The following is a 21,496-nucleotide window of genomic DNA, read 5'->3' as shown; positions in this document are numbered from 1 at the left end:
ATGCTTCGAATAGAGCTTGTTAGCAACTATATAGAGAACAAGGCACAGCACATCGTGGAGAGGATGGAAGAAGCATGAGTTTACTTGGAGCAATTGAAGCAGGAGGAACCAAGTTCGTTTGCGGCGTGGGTATGGAGGATGGAACGGTTGTGGAGCGAGTGAGCTTCCCGACAACAACCCCTGAAGAAACCATGGCAAATGTCTTTAACTTTTTTGCTGATAAGGATATAGAGTCGATCGGAGTCGGTTCTTTCGGGCCGATTGATCCGGTGAAGGGCAGCCCGACTTATGGCTGCATTACAACGACACCAAAGCCGCATTGGAGCAATTACAATATTGTCAAAGCATTGGAAGAGCGTTTTCATGTTCCGATTGGGTTTGATACCGATGTAAACGGAGCAGCTCTTGGAGAATATACATGGGGCGCTGCCCAGGGACTGGATAGCTGTCTGTATATCACCATTGGAACGGGAGTAGGAGCAGGCGCCGTGGTAGCTGGTGAATTGATCCACGGATTGTCTCATCCGGAGATGGGGCATATTTATGTGCGCCGCCATCCGGAAGACCGGTATGAAGGGACCTGTCCTTATCATGCAGACTGTCTGGAGGGGCTTGCAGCCGGACCGTCACTTGGCAAACGTTGGGGAGTTCCCGGTGTGGAATTGACGCCGGATCATCCGGCTTGGGAGATGGAGGCTTATTATCTGGCACAAGCGCTGATGAATTATGTCCTCATTCTGTCCCCTCAGCGAATCGTGATGGGCGGAGGCGTTATGAAGCAGGAGCAGCTGTTCCCGCTGATCCGCACGAAGCTTCAGGAGCTGCTGGCCGGATATGTACAGCATCCAAGCCTTCATGACGGGATTGATCAGTTCATCGTTCCGCCGATGCTCGGCGATAATGCGGGTCTCTGCGGTGCATTGGCGTTGGCCAAGCTTGCAGTAGATGAGGCCAAGAGCGTTCAAGCTTAACTTTATTTGTTATATAGAGTGAGCCAAAATGGGTTTGACTTTATTACAGATTATGGTATTATGAATTCAACAGTATAACGTATGGAACGGGAAGCACCTTTCTTTGTCGCTGCGGCGGAGGAGAGGTGCTTTTTTGCGTTGTTCCATCGTTGTGCTGAATGCTAAACGGGAGGTATTCGAGGGATGCAAATTGTATTCATGAATCAGATGAGCGGAGCGGATGAGTCAGGTCACCTCCGTTCTGCTCAAGTATGGATCGGTGAGGAAGAGGGAGGATGGCGGCTCGGCTGGCGGAACATGGAACCGGACGGTGAAGTATCCGATGATGAGTGGTATGAAGGGAATTCATGGAATGAGTTATTATGCGTGTATCGACATCAATTAGCGAAGAAGCTTGGAGAGGGGTTCCGGCCGCTTGTGGAGGGGGTATTCCACGAACCGGGAGAGACTGGAGGCAAGAATCTTGGTGTGCAGAAGCTGCAGTGCTACAGTGAGCTGTACGGCTCGGAGGAGCTGTACACGGAGCTGTGTGCCTGGCGCAGGAGAAAGGCGGCTTCCGGAAGAAAAGCACCTTATTTTATTGCCAGCAATCGGGTGCTGCGCATGATTAGCGCCTTCGTCCCCCAGAACGAGGAAGAGCTGCTGCAGCTTCCGGGAATCGGAATCAGCAAGTCTTCAGAGCATGGGGCGGAGTGGCTGGAGATCACGTCAGGAATCGAGCGAACCACAACCTTTCCACTGGATTGGGTTGATAAGCAGCTGCAGGAAGAGGTGTTCTTGTCCTGGCTGTATAAGCAGAAGGAGCAGCGCTACAAGCAAGAGCTGGACCGTTTCCGAATTCGCCGTACGATGCTGCTTGGCATAGCTGAGGGAGCTTCGCTGACCGAGCTGGAAGAACGCACTTCGTTATCTCGTCGAGATTTGGTTGAGGAATTGGAAGGTCTTGAGAAGGACGGTTATGATACGGAGCAGCTGCTGGAGGTTGAACTGAATACGATGACGTCTACCGAGCAGGCGACGGTATGGAAGGCTTTTGAGGAGCTGGGCGATACATTTCTTAAACCCGTATTACAACGGGTATATGGAGAAGGACAAGCCCACAATGGAGAGGTAGAAGAGATTGGCGGAACGGAGAAGCTGTATGAGCGGCTGCGCCTGATCAGGATTCGCTTTCGGCGGGAAGAACCTGGTAAAGCGAACGCAGGCTAATTCCAGGTAATGAAAACAGGACGGATTCCCTTGCGGCAGGGAGATCCGTCCTGATGGTTTCGAGAGCTTCATATCCAGTCTTTCTTACGGAACAGATAAAACATGAGAGCACCGGCAGAAATCATGACGCCTATAACTACATAATAAGAATATTCCCAGTGAAGCTCAGGCATATTGTCAAAGTTCATGCCGTAGATGCCTGTAATCAGCGTCAGTGGAATGAAGATCGTTGTAATGGCGGTAAACACGCGCATGATTTCATTGGCCCGATTGGCGATACTGGATTGGTAAGCCTCTCGAAGGTTCCCCATGAGATCCCGGTAGGTTTCGAATGTTTCGGAAATTTTCACGGCATTTTCATAGATATCGCTGAAATATTTTTGCAGCTGGTCATCGATCAGCCGGAGATCTTTTTTGTTAAGTGTATTGATAACTTCCTTCTGCGGTCCAAGCACCTTTTTCAACCAAAGAATCTCGCTTCGCAGACCGATGATCTCGCTGAGGTGGGATTTTTTGGTATGCATCAGAATGTCTTCCTCCAGCTTTTCAATCCGCGCCTCGATGCGGTCCCCGACGGAGAAATAGTTGTCCGTCACAAGGTCGATCAAGAGATAGAGGAAGCGGTCAGGCGTGCTGACTTCATCCTCCCAGAGAAGCGGTTTAACGGTGCGCAGCTCGTGGATCTTTTGCTTGGTCACCGTAATAATAAAATGTCTGCCCAGGAAAACATTCAATGCCCGAAGGAAAATCTCTTCGTCGTCAAACCGGATGCTGTTCACGACGATAAAATAGTGGTTCTCGTATATTTCAATTTTGGGACGCTGCTCCTCTTCGCTGAGGCAATCCTCAACCGCAAGATCATGCAGGGAGAAGAGGGGCTGCAGTTCCGCTAAATCATCCACATCCGCATCCAGCCAGTAGAAGCCGCTGGCCGGAGGTGTCAGCGTCATTTCGATGTCATCAACAGGGGTAAATACGCCCGAATCGACCAACCGGATTTTCATCTGATATCACTCCTTTGTCAAATACAAGCTGCTTGGTTAAGCAGTAAAGGCACAGGATATCAGCCCACCGGTATACGGGCATAATCAAGGAAGGTTAGAATACGATAAAAAGCGCATGAAAAATAACGCCGCCCTCTGCCGGTAAGCTGATCTTAATCCTATGCGGTTGTGCGTCTTGTGCATCCAGTTTCTGGCTCGGGTCACCGTCCATCTTCCATGTCACCTCTTTCATACTCGGTTTTAAACAGCACTTGTCTAGTATAACGCCGGGTGTAGGACCTTTCAAGTTGAAATCCGGTCCAGCCAGGGGCCACGGTACAGGGTATGGAAACCTTCGGTGAAGTGTGACGGACTTTATGAAAAGGTTCTTGACGAAAAATTGGGAATGATTTAAAGTAAGTATCAATTACGAACAATTTAAGACAACTGAATAAAGCGAAATCTTATCAAGAGCAGGTGGAGGGACTAGCCCTATGAAACCCGGCAACCGGCGGCAACATCGCACGGTGCTAATTCTTGCAGGAGATACGACGCTTCTTCGAAGCCGTTGTATAGTCTGACAGATGAGAGAGGCGCATTGTGATACGTATATGATGACCTTTCTCTACTTTGAGAAAGGTCTTCTTGCGTTTATACAGTCTAACGCTCTTTCTCACAGCTTTTTTATGGATGTATCATTTCATATTTCGAAGGAGTGAGCCACGATGCCAATTAAAATTCCGGATGCCTTGCCGGCAAAGGAAGTTCTGGCTGGAGAAAACATTTTTGTCATGGATGAGAGTCACGCATTTCATCAGGATATCCGCCCATTGCGGATCGCTATTTTGAACCTGATGCCTACCAAGGAAACGACGGAGACCCAACTGCTGCGATTGATCGGTAACTCCCCGCTCCAGGTGGATGTTGTCCTTCTTCACCCGAGTTCGCACGTTTCGAAGAATACGTCGGCTGAGCATCTGAAATCATTTTACAAAACCTTTGAAGAAGTGAAGAACCGTCGTTTTGACGGCATGATCATTACAGGAGCTCCGGTCGAGCAGTTGGAGTTTGAAGAAGTGAATTACTGGGATGAGCTTACTGAAATTTTTGAATGGACCAAGACGCATGTGACCTCCACGCTCCATATCTGCTGGGCATCGCAAGCCGGACTTTATTATCATTACGGCGTGCCGAAATACAGCCTCGAGGAAAAATGCTTCGGCGTATTTCCACATACGATCAATGAAACATGTACCAAGCTGCTCCGCGGATTTGACGAAATGTTCTTTGTTCCGCATTCCCGTCATACGGAAGTTCGGCGCGAGGACATTACAGGCATTGACGATCTGGTCATCCTGTCCGAGTCCGAGGAAGCAGGCATTTATTTGGTATCAAGCCGGGATGGAAAGCAGATTTTTGCCACAGGGCATTCCGAGTATGATGCGGACTCTCTGAAGTGGGAGTATGACCGGGACGTTGCCAAGGGCATGGACATCGAACTGCCGCGCAACTATTACCCGAATAATGATCCAACAAGGACGCCTCCGTCCATATGGCGGGCGCATGCAAACTTATTATTTACTAATTGGCTCAATTACTATGTATATCAGGAAACGCCATACGATATTGGTCCGCAAATATAGCAGTAAACGGGAGGAGAGTTTGTGATGGAGAAGAAACCTTTTAATATAGAGAGCCGGCTGGCACAGATCGGCTCGGTGCAAGAACCGGTAACCGGAGCCGTGAATTTTCCGATTTATCAGGCTACGGCATACCGCCATCCCAAATTAGGCCAGAGCACGGGGTTTGACTACGCCCGTACGAAAAATCCGACCCGGTCGGTACTGGAGGACGCCTGCGCCGAGCTGGAATCCGGCGATGCCGGCTTTGCTTGCAGCTCGGGCATGGCTGCCCTTCAGACGATTTTTGCTTTGTTCGGTCAAGGGGACCATCTGATTGTATCGCTGGATCTGTATGGTGGGACGTATAGGCTGCTGGAGCGGATTATGTCCAAGTTCGGCGTTACGGCTACGTACGTGGATACGAATGACCTGGATGCGCTGGAAGGGGTAAGAAGGCCCGACACGAAGGCTGTATTTATCGAAACGCCGACTAATCCGCTTATGATGATTACGGATATCGAAGCCGTCTGTACGTGGGCAAGGCATCATCAACTGATCAGCATTGTGGATAATACGCTGCTTACTCCGTATTTCCAAAGACCCATCGAGCTTGGGGCGGATATCGTTATACATAGCGCCACCAAGTATTTGGGAGGACATAACGATGTGCTGGCGGGGATCATCGTAACGAAGGGCAAGGAACTATCGGAGGAGATGGCTTTCCTTCATAACTCCATCGGCGCTGTGTTAAGCCCGACGGATTCCTATCAGCTGATGAGAGGAATGAAGACGCTTGCGCTGCGTATGGATCGGCACGAGACGAATGCAACCGCAGTGGCAACGTTTTTGACAACTCACCCGGCGATCGGCGAGGTGTATTATCCTGCCCTGCCGGACCATCCGGGACATGACATCCAGAATCGTCAATCCAGCGGCAACACGGGCATCTTCTCCTTCAAGGTGAAGGACGCCCGTTATGTGGAGCCCGTGCTGCGGCACATTAAGCTGATTGCGTTCGCAGAAAGCCTGGGGGGCGTTGAGTCCCTGATGACATACCCTGCTGTTCAGACCCATGCGGACATCCCGCTTGAGATTCGGGAAGCAATCGGCGTGGATGACCGCTTGCTCCGGTTCTCGGTCGGCATCGAGCATGCGGATGACTTGATCGCGGATTTGGATGCTGCACTGAGCGCGGCCATGGCTGAAGTGGAAGGGAGCACGGGAGAATGAGCATCGATAAAGGTCCATCCGGATTGGAAACGCAAACCAAGCAGTTAGCTGCTAAACGGGGACACGAGGAAGAACTCCGTTTCGAGACAAAACTATTGCATTTCGGCGGGGAAATCGACCGGGCAACCGGCGCCTCAAGCGTTCCGATCTATCAAGCCTCGACGTTTCACCATGAAGACATCTTTAACCCGCCGCAACACGATTACAGCCGTTCCGGCAATCCGACTCGGCAGGCGCTGGAGGATTATATCGCCCTTTTGGAGGGAGGCGTACGCGGTTTCGCTTATGCTTCCGGTATGGCAGCGATCTCCAGCTCGTTCATGCTGCTCAGTGCGGGGGATCATATGATCGTGACGGAGGATGTGTACGGCGGAACCTACCGCTTGCTGACCAGCATTTTAAGCCGTATGGGCATCGAGAGCACCTTCGTGGACATGACCGATCTGGATCAGGTGAAGGCGGCCCTCAAACCGAATACGAAAGCCGTCTATATGGAAACCCCTTCAAACCCGACCCTGAAAATTACCGACATTGGTGCGGTGACGGATTGGGCGAAGGAGCATGGCCTGCTTACCCTGCTGGATAATACGTTCATGACGCCGTTTTACCAGCGTCCGATTGAATTCGGCGTGGATATCGTGATCCATAGCGCGACCAAATTCCTTGGCGGGCACAGCGATGTGCTGGCAGGTCTCGCGGTAGCCAGAACCGAGGAGCTGGGAGACCAACTGAAGCAGCTGCAAAATGGTTTGGGCACGGTCCTTGGGGTCCAGGATTCCTGGCTCCTTATGCGCGGAATGAAAACGCTCAGCACACGTATGGCCCACTCCGAGCAAAGCGCGGCCAAGCTTGCGGCCTGGCTGCAAGGGAGAAGCGACATTGAGCAAGTGTACTACCCTGGCCTCTTGAATCATCCGGGACGTGAAGTCCATGAGAAGCAATCGAGTGGTTATGGCGCGGTCATCTCTTTTGACGTCGGCTCAGGCGAACGCGCCAAGCACGTGCTGAACCATGTGAAGCTGCCGCTGGTAGCGGTCAGTCTGGGAGCCGTGGAGAGCATCCTGTCGTATCCGACAATGATGTCGCATGCGGCCATGGGTGAGAAGGTTCGGCATGAACGCGGAATTACGGATGGCTTGCTCCGTTTCTCGGTCGGACTCGAGGATGTGGACGATCTGATTGCTGATCTGGATCGGGCTTTTGCTGCCAGTTACTAAAGATTTTCCAAATCATAGAATTCGGCATCCTGTCACGGACGGGATGTCGTTTTTAATGCCGGATTGTGGTAGGATGAGATAGAAAAAGTTTTGCTGGTGATTTGTTATTTTGCTCTAAGTAGGGAGGCTGCAAGAATGAGTGCGGTAAACCGTATATTGGATAAAGCTTTACGCGGTGAGCGTTTGAACCTGGAAGATACCGTAACGCTTTTTGAAAGTGATGAGATTGAGAAAATTGGTCATGCGGCGGATGTGATGACAAAGCGTCTGCATCCGGATCCTATCACGACATTTGTTATCGGCCGGAATATCAATTACACAAACATATGTGATGTATTCTGCCGTTTTTGCGCTTTTTATCGCAGACCCGGCTCTTCCGAGGGCTATGTACTGCCCGATGAAACAATCTTCCAGAAGATTCAGGAAACCGAGGATGTAAACGGTACTGAGATTCTGATGCAGGGCGGCGTTAATCCGGATTTGCCTTTCAATTATTATACCGACCTGCTTCGCAACATTAAGAAGCGGTTTCCTAACATCACGATGCATTCGTTCTCCCCGGCGGAAATTATGAAAATGGTGGAGATCTCCGGGCTTACGCTCGAAGAGGTGATGCGCGAGCTTCACAGCGCGGGTCTGGACTCATTGCCTGGCGGCGGCGCTGAGATTTTGGATGATCGTATCCGCAAAAAGGTCAGTCGTCTAAAAGGCACATGGCGCCAGTGGATGGATGTCATGCAAACGGCCCATAAAGTCGGCATGAACACGACGGCTACCATGGTAATCGGTCTGGGCGAAACGATGGAAGAGCGTGCGCTACATATGCTTCGCGTACGTGATGCGCAGGATGAATGCATTCAGAACGGTTATGATTCCAAAGGCTTCCTTGCCTTCATTCCATTTACGTTCCAGCCGGACAATACGAACCTTAAGCGCGAGCGCGAAACGCCGGAGGCGTACTTGAAGACGGTAGCCATCGGTCGCTTGGCGATCGATAACGTTCCGAATCTGCAGTCGTCCTGGGTAACGATGGGACCTGAAATCGGCAAGCTGTCACTCAGCTACGGCTGTAATGACTTTGGCAGCACGATGATGGAGGAGAACGTGGTTTCTTCCGCAGGAGCCGTCTATAAGGTCAATATTGAATCGATTATTCAATTGATCCGGGAGACCGGCAACATCCCGGCTCAACGCAACACCCGGTATGATATTCTGCGCGTGTTCGAAGATAACAGCACCGTTGAGCGCGACTTCGTCATGCAGAACTAATTCTATACTTCATGAAGATCCGTAAGGCGGGCCGAGCAACTCGGTCCGCCTTTTTAATTTGGATCAGAGAGTATGTGCGTTGATGGACATATTTAGGATGCGGCCGTTGATTAGATATTTTCCGGACTTGCTTGTTTTTCCAAGCAGGAGTTCCGTATATCCCCGAGCGGGTCCCCATATACTGAAAAGGGAACTCGAAAGGAGTGATTCCATGGAACTGTTCAGCATTTCTGTCGGTACACGGACGGAAGACGAGAAAAAGGCGTTTCACCGTATATTGTCAGACAAGCAGAAAGAGCTACATAAACAATGCAAGCAGCTGAAATTCACATTCAGCGCTTCGGATGACCGCGTGATTTGGACGTGCTCCGGCAAGCTTCCGCTGTCCTCATGGACCGCATCGGCCGACACGCTGCGCCGGCTCACTGCCGAAGCAGTCACTGCTTATATTATGGAAGAGAAAGAGCAGGAGATTGCTGCACGGTTAATGTTCTCGGAATTCGAGTTTGATGATGAGGAAGAAGCGGGGCGGATCCTGCAGTGGTTTTTGATGCTCCTGCAAAAAGAGGAAGGCCCGTCCGGGGACTTCTGGCAGAGCCGCAGACGCAAGCTGTCGGAAGGCATATATCAATGCCTGAACGAGGCGCCTGAGCTTAATCTGGATGGGTTTATAACCTTCCGGCTTCAGTCTTATGAACAGGAGCTCCGCGAGATGGCGGAGTATGCAGTGGATGAATTTATGCTGGATCAGCAGTACGAGGAGTTCGTCAGTCTGCTGAAATATTTTGTTTATTTTCAGGAGCCCAAAATGCCGCTGGTTCACGTCATTCATAAGGGGGAGGAAGAGTTCCTGCTGCTGGATGGCAATCTTCGCCCGATTGAACGCCCTCGGGATGAAGGACTCGTTATGGAAAGGCTGGACCAGGATATGGAGATTGAAGATATGGTGGTCAGTACGCTGATTTCGGTATCTCCGGCCCGCATGATTATCCACACGAGGCAGCCTGAGCTTCCCGTCATCGTAACATTGGCCCATATCTTTGATAACCGCGCCGAAGTATGCTGCAGCTGTCCCGAATGCAGCGCGCTTCTCGGTAGCGGACGAATGATGACTTGACGCATCGAAGCGGTCAGGATTATAATTACTGATAAATTCACGTAAAAGCTCTGACAAAGACATGAATCAATTTTGGATTTGACCGCTCAGAGAGAGGAAACCTCGGCTGGAATTTCCTCCGGTTCACCATTGATTTACCCCTTTGTAGCTGTGTCGTCGAACCCGCACGTCATGATGAATGCGGATGAGTAGGCTTCACCGGTTCATGACCGTTACTCAATGCTGATGAAGGATCTTAATCGTTTATGTACCCAGTACATAAGGTGATGAAAGAGATCGAATTAGGGTGGAACCACGGGTATAACACTCGTCCCTTCGCGGGACGGGTGTTTTTTGCATGTTCCGGTATCTTTCGTTGAAGTCCAGGCGGGCACCTCAGCGGTCCATGCCTGTCTTCGCAGGGAGACTAACGCGTCCTTCATATATGGAAGAAACGTGAAATTCTTTGTCTTGGGAGGAATACAAGGTGGCTATTAGCATTAAATTGCCTGACGGCTCCGTACGGGAGTATGAGGCGGGCAGCAGTATTGAGGATGTGGCTGCTTCAATCAGCAGCGGACTTAGAAAGAATGCGGTCGCGGGAAAAATGGACGGGATCGTCGTGGATCTTTCGACACCGCTTCAGGACGGAGCTTTGATCGAGATCGTAACGCAGGATACGCCCGAAGGGCTTGAAGTGATGCGTCATAGTACAGCGCATTTGCTGGCTCAAGCGACCAAGCGTTTGTATGGAGCGAAAGAAGTAAAGCTGGGCGTGGGTCCGGTCATTGAGGACGGCTTCTACTATGACATGGATCTGGAAGAGCCTTTGAATCCGGAGGACCTGCAAAAGATCGAGAAGGAAATGGAACGCATTATCGGGGAGAATCTTCCGATTGTCCGCAAGGAAGTAAGCCGTGCGGAAGCGCTGCGCATCTTCGGCGAGCTCGGGGATCCGTACAAGCTGGAACTGATCAATGCCCTGCCTGAGGATAGCGTTATTACGATCTATGAGCAAGGCGAGTTCTTTGATCTCTGTCGTGGACCTCATGTCCCTTCAACCGGCAAGATCAAAGTATTCAAGCTAATGAACGTGGCGGGCGCATACTGGCGCGGCGACAGCAAGAACAAAATGCTTCAGCGCGTTTACGGTACGGCGTTCGTGAAAAAAGCGCAGCTCGATGAGCATCTTCATCTGCTGGAAGAAGCCAAGAAGCGCGATCATCGTAAGCTGGGCAAGGAATTGCAAATGTTTACGTTCTCTCAGCTTGTTGGACAAGGCCTGCCGATCTGGCTGCCAAACGGCGCGAAATTGCGCCGTACCCTGGAGCGTTATATCGTGGACATGGAAGAGCGCCTCGGGTACCAGCACGTGTACACGCCTGTGCTCGGAAACGTGGAGCTGTACAAAACCTCCGGTCACTGGGAGCACTATCAGGAAGATATGTTCCCGAAAATGGAGATGGACAACGAGGAGCTTGTTCTTCGTCCGATGAACTGTCCTCACCATATGATGGTATATAAGAGCGATATGCACAGCTACCGGGATCTGCCGATCCGTATTGCTGAGCTTGGCATGCAGCACCGCTATGAAATGTCCGGTGCGCTGACCGGCTTGCATCGGGTGCGCGCGATGACGTTGAACGACTCGCATATTTTCTGCCGTCCGGATCAGATCAAGGAAGAGTTTGCACGGGTCATTCAGCTGATCATGACGGTCTACAAGGACTTTGGCATCCATGACTACCGCTTCCGTCTTTCTTACCGGGATCCGCAGGATACCGAGAAGTATTTCCAGAATGATGAAATGTGGGAAATGTCCCAGCGCATGCTGCGCGAAGTTGTCGAAAGCCTGGATATGCCGTTCTATGAGGCCGAAGGCGAAGCTGCCTTCTACGGTCCGAAGCTCGACGTTCAGATCCGTACGGCTCTAGGCAAGGAAGAGACGCTGTCAACCGTTCAGCTCGACTTCCTGCTGCCTGAGCGCTTTGAGCTGGAATATGTCGGCGACGATGGCCAGAAGCATCGTCCGGTCGTTATCCACCGCGGTATTCTGGGCACCATGGAACGCTTCACTGCCTTCTTGCTTGAGAATTTTGCGGGTGCGCTGCCGTTGTGGCTGTCACCGGTACAGGTGAAAGTCATTCCGGTCTCCAATGCCTTTGAAGATTATGCCAAGGAAGTGGCTGAGAAGCTTCAATTCGCCGGTATCTCCGTGGAGCCGGATCTTCGCAACGAGAAGCTGGGCTACAAGATTCGGGAAGCGCAGCTCGAGAAGATTCCTTACATGTTCATCGTTGGCGAGAACGAGAAAAATGCGGGCGCGGTTTCCGTTCGCAAACGCGGCGAAGGGGATATCGGGGCCCAGCCGCTCGACGAGATCATCCTCAAGCTTCGTGAAGAAATTAACACCCACGTCGTTTAAGTTTAGCTTTAAGCTTAAGTAACGTAGGGACATGCAAACCTCTGCCATCACGTATATTCTTTTTGGGAAGTGGGAACCCTCGCTAGTAAGGGGGAGGTACTCACATGATCCAATGGAAAAAATGGCAGAGGTTTTTTGCTGGTTTTATTTTATCAGCCGTCTTGTTCAGTGCAGGTTCTTCAATAGTAGATGCCCATAATCTGATTCTAAGCGAATCCTATGATTCAACAGACTTAAGAAATGTGTATGATCCGTCCGGGGGATATCAAGGCTCCGATTACGTGGAAATGTCTCGCTTCTATGCGTTTCGAGTAGCAGGTTTTAGCGATATGAATAGATATTTGGATGTTCCGGATACGGGGCCTAAGGCCAGCGTGCCTGGCAAGAAACGCGAATCCATGCCCGTGCTTGCGCCTAGGGAGGACCAGGTGCTGCATACGGTGAAGGTAACCGCTACCGGCTATACGGCAGGTTATGAATCCACCGGGAAGAAGCCGGGGCATCCTCAATATGGAATTACCTATTCCGGTGTGAAGGTGAAGCGGGATCGAAATACGCTATCAACGATTGCCGCGGATCCGGATGTATTTCCGCTTGGCAGTATTCTCTATATACCGGGCTATGGTTATGGAATCGTAGCGGATATCGGATCAGCGATCAAAGGGCAAAAAATCGATCTTTATTTCTCCACAACCAAACAAGTGTTTAAGGAGTGGGGGAAGAAGGACGTCGAGGTACAGGTCATTAAAACCGGAAGCGGCAAATGCACGGAGGAAATGCTCAGAACCCTGGATAACGCGATCGAGACCTATCGTTTCCTGCCGGCATCCGTTTTGGAGGAAGCCATTTAGGGTGATTTTGGCGCGTAGATTGGCAGTAAACATTTAAGAATAATGCCTCCCTGTTCATCACATACTACTTTTCGGGGGCCAAACCCCTGAAGAGGATGATGGTATTGCATATGAACAGGGAGGTGAATACTGTGGCTAAAAAGAACAAGGTACAAGAGAACTTTAAAACGCCGAATGAAAAGTTTAACGCTGAGTTTGCTGAAGATACCAGCATAGCCAGCAACCCAAAAGGGAATTCCAAAGTTCAAGAGAACTACAAAAAACCGAACGAGAAGTTTGATGCTGAGTTTGGCGAACTGAACACACCAGGGGACCATCCAACAAACCGTTAAGGTGTAGATGCCAGCGCCCGTTCGTGCAAAAATAAGACCTCCGCTTTAGCGGGGGTCTTTTATTATGGTTTGGCTCCCATTTTTATCCATGGACTCAGTCTCTAGACCGAGTTCAACTTCATTCCACCGCCGCTAACCTGTTCATCGCAATATGTTGTACACTGTAGTTAAGAAAAAATAGAACTGGAAGGCAAGGGGATGACCATGAGTAGAAAAGGATGGAGCCAGCTTAGCAACGGATTGCTGCTCATCGGTATTGGTGTGTTGTTTCTTCTAAATCAGCTCGATATGATACATGTGGATCTTGGTTATATATTCAAGACTTTTTGGCCGGTATTCATCATCTGGTTCGGGCTGCAAAGCTTAATTTATGCCCGCGGAGGGGCACTATGGGGCTCTGTCGTGCCGATCATTATCGGATCGTACTTTCTTGGAAAAAACCTGAATTTGATTGACTTCTCGTTTGGCGATCTGATCAAGTATGCGATTCCGATTATGCTGATTGGGTTTGGATTGCAGGTCATTTTCAAACCGAAACCTCATACGCCGCCGCCATCGCCGCCAAGTCCGGATGACTTTAGCTCGCATCGTAGCGACCATTATGACATTCCCGATCCGCCTGAAGCGCGTCCGCTTGATTCTTCCCTGGATGAAGAATTCGAACGGAGATTTGGCAAGCCAGACAAGGCTGACAAGTCTGAGAATATCCTGCCCGATCGCGAACCAGGATCACCGGATTTTCATGAGCAGGGCAAGGGTTACCGCTGGCAGGGACAGCAGCAGGAGCGACCGCGCCAGGAGCCTCAGGATCGCAGCAAGTTCAGAGTTCATGTGGATTTTGACGATAACGGCAAAAGCTACGGCAACGGATCGGATTATAAGGATGAACAGCACCAACATCAACACCATCATCATCAATCTTGGCACAGCCATGATGCGGTGAACAAGTCCTCTTTTATCGGGGACGTGCACATGGGAAAAGATTATTTTCAGCTGAAGCCGACAAATATCTCCCAGTTCATCGGTGATACGGTGCTGGATCTGACCAAAGCTCAAATCCCTTACGGAGAAACGAAAATCAACATCTCGGCGTTTATCGGGGATGTCAAGGTATTCGTTCCGAATGATTCGGATGTCGGCATTCATGTCACGACCAACTCATTCATTGGCGATATGAAGGTGCTGGAGGAAAGCCGCAGCGGCTTTATGAGCAATGCCGGTCTGGAAAGCCCGCACTACAGGGAAGCCGGTAAGAAAATACGAATCACCGTCAGCGTATTTATCGGTGATGTCAAAGTGAATAGGGTAGGATAACCGTTATGATGGGAATATTGAAAAATACCAAATGGGTGATACTGTTTTACTTTCTGTTGATTGGAGCCGGGGTTGCTGTTTTCCTGTATACAGCAAACCAATCCGGCTACATACATATTGAAGATAACCGGCTGTGGGTATATTACACGGTCGGTGTACTTCTGTTTACGGGGATTGCGGGGTACATCGCGGGGCAGCGCATTCAGCGACCGCTGGACCTGCTACATCTGAACATGCTGCAGGTTGCCAAAGGAAATCTGAACGTGCGGCTGCCGGCAATGGAAGACGGTTCTTTTGCCAGAGTATATGATGAGTTTAACGGAATGACGGAAGCGCTGGAGAAGAAGATGAAGCTGCTGCAGCGCCTGGGCGAGCAGGATGTCATTGAGAAAGAGATCGCCGCGGAAGCCGCCGTGCTTGAGGAACGACGCCGGATGGCAAGGGATTTGCATGATACGGTCAGTCAGCAGTTGTTCGCGATTCATATGTCGGCTTCATCGCTTCCGGCGGTTCTGAAGAGAAACCCGGAGCACGGCGATAAAGTGCTCGGTCAGTTGATTGAGATGTCTCACGTGGCACAGAAGCAGATGCGGGCGCTGATTGCACAGCTTCGGCCTGTTGAACTGGAAGGAAGAACCCTGGAGGAGGCACTCGAACGGTGGTTTCCGGATTACTGCCGCCAAAATGGCCTGAAGGGCATGAAGGATGTGGAACTTTACGGCGGGGTGTCCGATGCGATTGAGCATCAGCTGTTCCTGATTATCCAGGAAGCCGTAGCCAACATTGTGAAACATGCCGGTGCAAGCCTTGTCAGCATGTCGCTTCGTGAGGATCAGAAACGCGTTATTTTAAGCATCAGCGACGACGGGATCGGGTTTGACGAGGTGGCAGGCAAGCAGGGCTCATACGGGCTGTCCACGATGCGTGAGCGAGCCGAAAAGCTTGGTGGCCAGGTCGATATCATAAGCAAAAAGGGTGCAGGAACGACAGTTCGCGTAAACATTCCGCTATTTGAGGCCGAGGGTAGTCAGGGACCGGCTGCGGAAGAGAGCAAGGAACAGGAAGAGCTGGCTGAGCCAGTGGAGTAGAGAGGGGACAACATCTTATGGGTACGATTCGGATATTGCTGGCGGATGATCATGACATGGTTCGTATGGGATTAAAAACGTATTTGTCGCTGGATCCGGGATTTGAAGTGATCGGAGAGGCAGCTAACGGCCAAGAGGTTGTTGATATGTTAAGAAATGGAGATGAGGCAGACCGGCCTGATCTCATTCTTATGGATCTGATGATGCCGGTGATGAACGGGGCAGAGACCACGCGTGCGGTCATGTCCGAGTTCCCGGACCAGAAGATTGTGATTCTGACCAGCTTTCTTGAAGATGAGCTTGTGGTTGAGTGCATTGAGGCGGGGGCTGTCAGTTATGTACTGAAAACCGTTTCGGCTGACGAACTCATCTATGCTCTTCAGGGAGCGTTCAGGGGCATGCCGGTCATGACCAAAGACGTGTCGGAAGCACTTACCCGCGGGATCCGCCGACATATGGTGAACAGCGATGATTCCGGGCTTACCGAGCGCGAGAAAGAAGTGCTGCTGCTCATAGCCGAGGGCAAGAGCAACAAAGAGATCGGCGAAGAGCTGCATATCAGCATTAAAACGGTTAAAACCCATGTCAGCAATCTGCTGATGAAGTGTGAGCTGGAAGACCGCACGCAATTGGCGATTTATGCCCACCGTAAGGGATGGGTCAAAATATAGCGATTCCATTCGAATCAGATTCCCTTGACGCCGCCCGGCTTTCTTTTTATCTGCCTTTTAATTGTTTTTAAGGTACTATTAAGGTTTATAGTACACAATAAGAACAGTTAATCAATGAAACCACTTGGAAGCAAGTGATTTTAAATAGGAGGTAGACCTATGGACGACCAAAGAAAGCGCTACGGGTATCCGGATGATGAGGGAATGAACAACGAGTCGAATAACAATGAAGCACCGAGACGTGAGGAAGCATCCACGAAGAATTCGTCTTATTACTATTCTTACGGACCGTTTCAGTCCATACCCAATGAACGCGATGATCAGCAGACGGAGCGACCATACCAGAGCCGGGAATCGCAGGAAGTGGAGGTTACCGCTCCGCAACCGGTTAAACCGATTCCATCCTCCGGTTTCTCGCAGTCACATTCCTCCGGAAGCCAAGGGGGCGGCGGATCTATGGATTCGATGAAAAGAAACAAAGAATGGAATTACAGCCAGAAGCCTAAAAATTCCGTGAAGACGGTGCTGTTGTCCTTCTTGGCTGGTGTCCTTGTTATTTCAAGCCTGATGTTTGCCGCGGACCGCACGAATCTGTTTACGCCGGATGCGGCGTATTCATCGGAGCCAGCCCAAGAAACTTCAGCTAGCGTTGATGATAACGGTGGAGCTACTACGGCATCGGCCATGATTCCTTCTAATCCGGGCGATGTATCGGCGGTTGTTGACCAGGCAAGTCCAGCCGTCGTGCTGATCGAGACGCTTGTAAACAGCAGCAATCGTCAAAGCACGAATCCGAACATGAATGATCCGTTCTGGTACTTCTTTGGCGGCGGACAATCGAGCCAGGGAGGAAATGGCGGAAACGGTGGAAGCAGCAACAACGGAGGTCAGGAATCCCAGCTTCAGCCTTCAGGCATCGGCTCGGGTTTCATCTTTGAGAAGTCGGGATACATTTTGACGAATGAGCATGTGATCCATGGCGCAGATGTGATCCAAGTGACGGTTCAGGGTACCAAAAAGCCTTATGAAGCGAAGCTGCTCGGTTCCAGCTATGAGCTCGATTTGGCCGTACTAAAAATCGAAGGGGCCGATTTTCCATCGGTGCAGCTAGGCGACTCCAACTCGCTGAAGGTTGGTGAATGGCTTGTTGCCATCGGTAACCCGCACGGTTTTGAGCATACGGTAACCGCAGGCGTACTTAGCTCGAAGGAACGCGAGATCGATATTCAAGGGACGAATGGTGAGGATAATCGAAATTATGAGCATCTTCTGCAAACCGATGCTTCGATTAATCCGGGTAACTCCGGTGGGCCGCTTCTCAATCTGAAGGGCGAGGTTATCGGGATGAACGTAGCCGTCAGCGCGGAAGCGCAAGGGATCGGATTTGCGATTCCGTCCAGCACGATCAAGGAAGTTGTGGAATACCTGAAGAACAATGAGGAAGTTCCGAAAGAGCCGGTTCCGTTTATCGGGGCAAGCCTTGGAACAGTCACTCCGCAAATTGCCCAATCCCTGGGCACCTACGTAACGGAAGGCTCTTATGTTGACGGCGTCGTATTCCGTTCGCCGGCTTATGAAGCAGACCTGCGTCAATATGACATCATTGTGGGTGTAGACGGGACGAAATATCCGACCTCGCAGGATCTAATTGAATTGATACAATCGAAGAAGGTTGGAGACAAAATTACGTTGAATGTGGTTCGTAACGGCAAGAAGATTGACCTGCCGCTTACGATCGGCGATAAGAACGATTTCGATTTAACCCAACAGCAGCAACAACAGCAACAACCGTAACCCTGGATATGTGTGAGAACAAGCGGAAGGGACCGTTCCCTTCCGCTTGTCTTGTCCTTGAGACGACCGATATAATGGGATTGTAACGTCGTACTAAATTTAACGCTAGAAGATAGAGGAGATGCCGCTATGCGATCCCGGATATTAATTGTAGATGATGATGAGAAGATTATTTCGATGCTGCGCAGGGGACTTGCGTTTGAGGGCTATGACGTCCTGACCGCGTCCAACGGAGCGGAAGGTTTGAAAGTAATTTTGAGTGAGGACCCGGACGTTGTCGTTCTGGATGTCATGATGCCTCAGGTCGATGGATTTGAAGCGCTGCGCAGACTCCGGGAAGGCGGAAGCACGACACCGGTGCTGATGCTGACGGCGAAGGATGAGGTGGAGAATCGGGTCAAGGGACTCGATGCCGGAGCGGATGATTACTTAGTCAAACCCTTCGCGCTGGAGGAGCTGCTCGCCCGCGTACGAGCCTTGTTGCGCCGCAAAACCGGAGATGATAGCTCTAACCACCGACTGACCTTCGAGGATCTCGTGATGGATACCGATGCAAGGGAAGTCATTCGCAGCGGGCAAAGACTGGAGCTCACCGCCAAGGAATTTGAGCTGCTGCATCTGTTTATGCAAAATCCGAAGCGGGTGCTGTCCCGCGATTTGATCATGGATAAAATATGGGGCTATGACTACAGCGGGGAGTCCAACGTGCTGGAGGTTTACATCGCCATGCTCCGGCAAAAGACCGAGGAACATGGAGGTAAACGGCTGATACAGACGATCCGCGGAGCCGGTTATATTTTAAGAGGAGATAATTAGCATGTCCATTCGGTTAAGACTGACAGCATGGTATACCGGCATTTTATTTGTGACACTGCTGATATTCAGCTCGGCGGTGTATGGGTTTGTCCATTTGTATACGTATGAGGAGTTAAAACAGCGATTAGTACAGGAAGCGAATAAAATCGGTTACACGTCTTCGTCTGTTGCGCTTCTACCGGATCGTTCCTCCGCGCTTAATATGGAGGCAGCTGATTTATACGTTCAGCTTTATACTTTCTATAATGGATCCATCTGGAGATCTGGCAATATGGAGTTCAGTGGTTTGCAATTTGAGAATCCAACTGTAGAAAGAGCGTTAAGTATGACTAAACCCGGAGAGTTTAAACGTTTTTCTTTTAATGGGGTATCCTTCCTTGTATACGAATCCCCAGTTGTTGAAACGAACTCAAGGAAATTGTTTGGCTGGCTTCAAATTGGTTCCAACACAAGGTTAATCGACGAGACACTTGACCGGCTTCAATCCATCCTCATCATGGGATCCGCAGCGACACTAGTCATTGCTTCCACACTAGGCTTGTTCCTCGCCCGGAAATCCATGAAACCGATCGGCAAGGTCACGGAGGCAGCGGAGCAGATCCAAAAAGGCACCGACCTTAGCGTACGTATCGAATACGATGGGCCTGAGGACGAGATCGGACAATTGATCGGCACGTTTAACGGCATGCTTGAGAGGACGGAGGGCTTTTATAAAGAGCTTGAAGATGCCTATGCGGCCCAGCGGCGTTTCGTATCGGATGCTTCCCATGAACTCCGAACGCCGCTGACCACCATCCGGGGGAATGTGGATCTCCTCCAGAAGATGTGGACGGAAGCCCCTGGTGAGAGAGCGAATATGGACGAAGAAACGATCAAACAAATCTCGTTCGAAGCGGTGGGAGATATATCCGATGAAGCGAAGCGGATGAGCCGGCTGGTGAACGATATGTTATCTCTGGCGCGAGCCGATACCGGTCAGACCTTTGAGCTGAATCCGGTTCCTCTGCAGCCATTGGTTGAAGAGGTCGCACGGCGTGCTCATTTCCTTGATAAAACCGCTGAGTGGCATGTCGGAGAGCTGTCTGTCCTGAACGGAGTTTATGTAGAAGGAAATAAGGACTACTTGCAGCAGATGCTGTTCATCTTTATCGAGAATGCGTTCAAGTATACGCCGGAGGGTGAAGTCAGCCTGGATGTCGTCCTGTACAAGGGTCAGGTCGGGCTGCGAATTTCGGATACGGGGATCGGCATGGATAAGGATGAGGTTCCGTTTATATTCGAGCGTTTCTATCGCGCGGATCAGTCCAGAGGCATCACGAGCGGGACCGGTCTTGGCTTATCCATCGCCAAATGGATTATTGATGAGCACAAGGGCTCTGTCGAGGTTGTTACCCGAAGAGGGGAAGGCAGCACCTTTATCGTCTGGCTGCCCGTCGTCTTTGCTCCTCCGCTGGAATAGGTTATAATAGACTGGATACTTTATGTATGACAACGGAAAGCAGGTGAGGATCATCGAAGTCTTGAAAATATCACCGAGAGGTTACTGTTACGGTGTCGTTGACGCTATGGTCTTGGCACGTCAGGCGGCCCAGAATCTGGATCTTCCTCGGCCTATTTATATATTGGGCATGATTGTGCATAACAGTCATGTCACGCAATCCTTTGAGGATGAAGGCATCATTACCCTGGACGGTCCGAACCGGATGGAAATCCTGAGCCAGGTGGAGAGCGGCACCGTCATATTTACCGCACACGGGGTCTCTCCCGAAGTACGCAAGCTTGCGCGGGATAAAGGGTTAACCACGCTCGACGCAACATGTCCGGATGTTACGAAAACCCATGATTTGATCCGGGAGAAGGCAGCGGACGGGTATGAGATCATTTATATCGGGAAGAAGGGACATCCCGAGCCGGAAGGCGCGATCGGGATTGCACCGGATCACGTGCATCTGATCGAGAAGGAAGAAGAGATCGAACAGCTTCAGGTCAATTCGCCCCGAATCATCATTACGAACCAGACGACGATGAGTCAATGGGACATCAAGCATATCATGAAGAGTCTTCTCGATAAATTCCCGGGGGCGGAGATTCATAATGAAATCTGCCTTGCAACACAAGTCCGGCAGGAGGCGGTAGCCGAGCAAGCGGGCCAGGCGGATTTGGTCATCGTGGTCGGGGATCCGCGCAGCAATAACTCTAACCGTCTTGCACAGGTATCCGAAGAGATAGCCGGCGTACCGGCTCACCGCATTGGCGATGTGACGGAGCTTAAACGCGAATGGCTTGAAGGCGTAGGCAAAGTGGCTGTGACATCAGGGGCATCAACACCGACTCCGATTACCAAGGAAGTCATCGCCTATTTGGAACAGTATGAACATGATCAGCCGGAAACCTGGGAGATCAAGCGCACGGTGAATATGAATAAATTGCTTCCGCCTGTACGGGTGAAGAGCAAGTCATAAGAATTTTAATACAACGGTTGCGTTCAATCGCAACCGTTGTATTTTTGTTGATATCGGTGTGTCCTTAATATGATCCCGTCATCGTCATAGTTGACGGCCATATGCTAGGAATTGTGTATTCTGCCGTTAATAATTGATTAGTATCA

General features: G+C 50.7%; 18 protein-coding genes and 1 riboswitch. Of the genes, 17 read left to right on the top strand and 1 reads right to left on the bottom strand.

The window, feature by feature from the left end:
- Positions 1-74 precede the first annotated feature (74 nt).
- The gene (locus tag BJP58_RS13385) at positions 75-971 is read left to right on the top strand and encodes an ROK family protein (RefSeq protein WP_100538947.1); all 897 of its coding nucleotides are present in this window, start codon (positions 75-77) and stop codon (positions 969-971) included.
- A gap of 183 nt (positions 972-1,154) precedes the next feature.
- Positions 1,155-2,180: an HRDC domain-containing protein gene (locus tag BJP58_RS13380; RefSeq protein WP_194544313.1), complete on the top strand. Its 1,026-nt coding sequence runs from the start codon at positions 1,155-1,157 to the stop codon at positions 2,178-2,180.
- A 68-nt stretch (positions 2,181-2,248) separates the two neighbouring features.
- Here the strand turns inward: BJP58_RS13380 and corA are convergent, their stop codons facing one another.
- Entirely contained in the window at positions 2,249-3,184 is a 936-nt protein-coding gene (gene corA, locus BJP58_RS13375) for a magnesium/cobalt transporter CorA (RefSeq protein WP_113057622.1), read from the bottom strand.
- A 440-nt stretch (positions 3,185-3,624) separates the two neighbouring features.
- Positions 3,625-3,754: riboswitch (SAM riboswitch) on the top strand.
- A gap of 134 nt (positions 3,755-3,888) precedes the next feature.
- On the opposite strand from corA, the gene metA reads away from it, so the two are divergent.
- The 15 genes from metA to BJP58_RS13300 all read left to right on the top strand — a co-directional run bounded on the left by metA (position 3,889) and on the right by BJP58_RS13300 (position 21,350).
- Complete coding sequence (gene metA / locus BJP58_RS13370; protein WP_071222710.1) at positions 3,889-4,806, top strand: homoserine O-acetyltransferase MetA; 918 nt, start codon at positions 3,889-3,891, stop codon at positions 4,804-4,806.
- 24 nt (positions 4,807-4,830) lie between these two features.
- Entirely contained in the window at positions 4,831-6,015 is a 1,185-nt protein-coding gene (locus tag BJP58_RS13365) for a PLP-dependent transferase (RefSeq protein WP_194544312.1), read from the top strand.
- On the top strand, positions 6,012-7,232 hold the full coding sequence (locus BJP58_RS13360) for an aminotransferase class I/II-fold pyridoxal phosphate-dependent enzyme (RefSeq protein ID WP_233355065.1): 1,221 nt from the start codon (positions 6,012-6,014) through the stop codon (positions 7,230-7,232). The genes BJP58_RS13365 and BJP58_RS13360 overlap by 4 nt, the downstream gene beginning before the upstream one ends.
- A 135-nt stretch (positions 7,233-7,367) precedes the next feature.
- The gene (mqnC, locus tag BJP58_RS13355) at positions 7,368-8,501 is read left to right on the top strand and encodes a cyclic dehypoxanthinyl futalosine synthase (protein ID WP_015737124.1); all 1,134 of its coding nucleotides are present in this window, start codon (positions 7,368-7,370) and stop codon (positions 8,499-8,501) included.
- A gap of 211 nt (positions 8,502-8,712) precedes the next feature.
- On the top strand, positions 8,713-9,618 hold the full coding sequence (locus BJP58_RS13350; RefSeq protein WP_113057619.1) for a putative sporulation protein YtxC: 906 nt from the start codon (positions 8,713-8,715) through the stop codon (positions 9,616-9,618).
- 466 nt (positions 9,619-10,084) lie between these two features.
- Entirely contained in the window at positions 10,085-12,022 is a 1,938-nt protein-coding gene (thrS, locus tag BJP58_RS13345) for a threonine--tRNA ligase (protein WP_194544311.1), read from the top strand.
- 104 nt (positions 12,023-12,126) lie between these two features.
- Positions 12,127-12,873, top strand: coding sequence for a 3D domain-containing protein (locus BJP58_RS13340; RefSeq protein WP_194544310.1), 747 nt, complete (start codon positions 12,127-12,129; stop codon positions 12,871-12,873).
- 131 nt (positions 12,874-13,004) lie between these two features.
- On the top strand, positions 13,005-13,205 hold the full coding sequence (locus tag BJP58_RS13335; RefSeq protein WP_194544309.1) for a hypothetical protein: 201 nt from the start codon (positions 13,005-13,007) through the stop codon (positions 13,203-13,205).
- A gap of 198 nt (positions 13,206-13,403) precedes the next feature.
- On the top strand, positions 13,404-14,519 hold the full coding sequence (gene liaF / locus BJP58_RS13330; protein WP_194544308.1) for a cell wall-active antibiotics response protein LiaF: 1,116 nt from the start codon (positions 13,404-13,406) through the stop codon (positions 14,517-14,519).
- A 5-nt stretch (positions 14,520-14,524) separates the two neighbouring features.
- Positions 14,525-15,607: a sensor histidine kinase gene (locus tag BJP58_RS13325; RefSeq protein ID WP_194544307.1), complete on the top strand. Its 1,083-nt coding sequence runs from the start codon at positions 14,525-14,527 to the stop codon at positions 15,605-15,607.
- Between the two features lie 17 nt (positions 15,608-15,624).
- Complete coding sequence (locus BJP58_RS13320) at positions 15,625-16,278, top strand: response regulator (RefSeq protein ID WP_194544306.1); 654 nt, start codon at positions 15,625-15,627, stop codon at positions 16,276-16,278.
- 159 nt (positions 16,279-16,437) lie between these two features.
- Positions 16,438-18,072, top strand: a complete 1,635-nt coding sequence (locus tag BJP58_RS13315; protein WP_194544305.1) for a S1C family serine protease — start codon at positions 16,438-16,440, stop codon at positions 18,070-18,072.
- Positions 18,073-18,201: 129 nt separating this feature from the next.
- Positions 18,202-18,888, top strand: coding sequence for a response regulator transcription factor (locus BJP58_RS13310; protein WP_194544304.1), 687 nt, complete (start codon positions 18,202-18,204; stop codon positions 18,886-18,888).
- A 1-nt stretch (position 18,889) separates the two neighbouring features.
- Entirely contained in the window at positions 18,890-20,347 is a 1,458-nt protein-coding gene (locus BJP58_RS13305) for a sensor histidine kinase (protein ID WP_194544303.1), read from the top strand.
- Positions 20,348-20,399: 52 nt separating this feature from the next.
- The gene (locus BJP58_RS13300) at positions 20,400-21,350 is read left to right on the top strand and encodes a 4-hydroxy-3-methylbut-2-enyl diphosphate reductase (protein WP_194544930.1); all 951 of its coding nucleotides are present in this window, start codon (positions 20,400-20,402) and stop codon (positions 21,348-21,350) included.
- The last annotated feature ends 146 nt before the right edge of the window (positions 21,351-21,496 follow it).

The sequence above is a fragment of the Paenibacillus sp. JZ16 genome (genome assembly GCF_015326965.1).
Taxonomy (GTDB): Bacteria; Bacillota; Bacilli; order Paenibacillales; family Paenibacillaceae; genus Paenibacillus_AQ.
This window is presented reverse-complemented; position numbering and strand designations above follow the sequence as displayed.

Bases quoted from the DNA above. Each gene is read 5' to 3' on its own strand.
- BJP58_RS13385 (WP_100538947.1), top strand. From the start codon at position 75: ATGAGTTTACTTGGAGCAATTGAAGCAGGAGGAACCAAGTTCGTTTGC.
- BJP58_RS13380 (WP_194544313.1), top strand. From the start codon at position 1,155: ATGCAAATTGTATTCATGAATCAGATGAGCGGAGCGGATGAGTCAGGT.
- corA (WP_113057622.1), bottom strand. From the start codon at position 3,184: ATGAAAATCCGGTTGGTCGATTCGGGCGTATTTACCCCTGTTGATGAC.
- metA (WP_071222710.1), top strand. From the start codon at position 3,889: ATGCCAATTAAAATTCCGGATGCCTTGCCGGCAAAGGAAGTTCTGGCT.
- BJP58_RS13365 (WP_194544312.1), top strand. From the start codon at position 4,831: ATGGAGAAGAAACCTTTTAATATAGAGAGCCGGCTGGCACAGATCGGC.
- BJP58_RS13360 (WP_233355065.1), top strand. From the start codon at position 6,012: ATGAGCATCGATAAAGGTCCATCCGGATTGGAAACGCAAACCAAGCAG.
- mqnC (WP_015737124.1), top strand. From the start codon at position 7,368: ATGAGTGCGGTAAACCGTATATTGGATAAAGCTTTACGCGGTGAGCGT.
- BJP58_RS13350 (WP_113057619.1), top strand. From the start codon at position 8,713: ATGGAACTGTTCAGCATTTCTGTCGGTACACGGACGGAAGACGAGAAA.
- BJP58_RS13340 (WP_194544310.1), top strand. From the start codon at position 12,127: ATGATCCAATGGAAAAAATGGCAGAGGTTTTTTGCTGGTTTTATTTTA.
- liaF (WP_194544308.1), top strand. From the start codon at position 13,404: ATGACCATGAGTAGAAAAGGATGGAGCCAGCTTAGCAACGGATTGCTG.
- BJP58_RS13325 (WP_194544307.1), top strand. From the start codon at position 14,525: ATGATGGGAATATTGAAAAATACCAAATGGGTGATACTGTTTTACTTT.
- BJP58_RS13320 (WP_194544306.1), top strand. From the start codon at position 15,625: ATGGGTACGATTCGGATATTGCTGGCGGATGATCATGACATGGTTCGT.
- BJP58_RS13315 (WP_194544305.1), top strand. From the start codon at position 16,438: ATGGACGACCAAAGAAAGCGCTACGGGTATCCGGATGATGAGGGAATG.
- BJP58_RS13310 (WP_194544304.1), top strand. From the start codon at position 18,202: ATGCGATCCCGGATATTAATTGTAGATGATGATGAGAAGATTATTTCG.
- BJP58_RS13305 (WP_194544303.1), top strand. From the start codon at position 18,890: ATGTCCATTCGGTTAAGACTGACAGCATGGTATACCGGCATTTTATTT.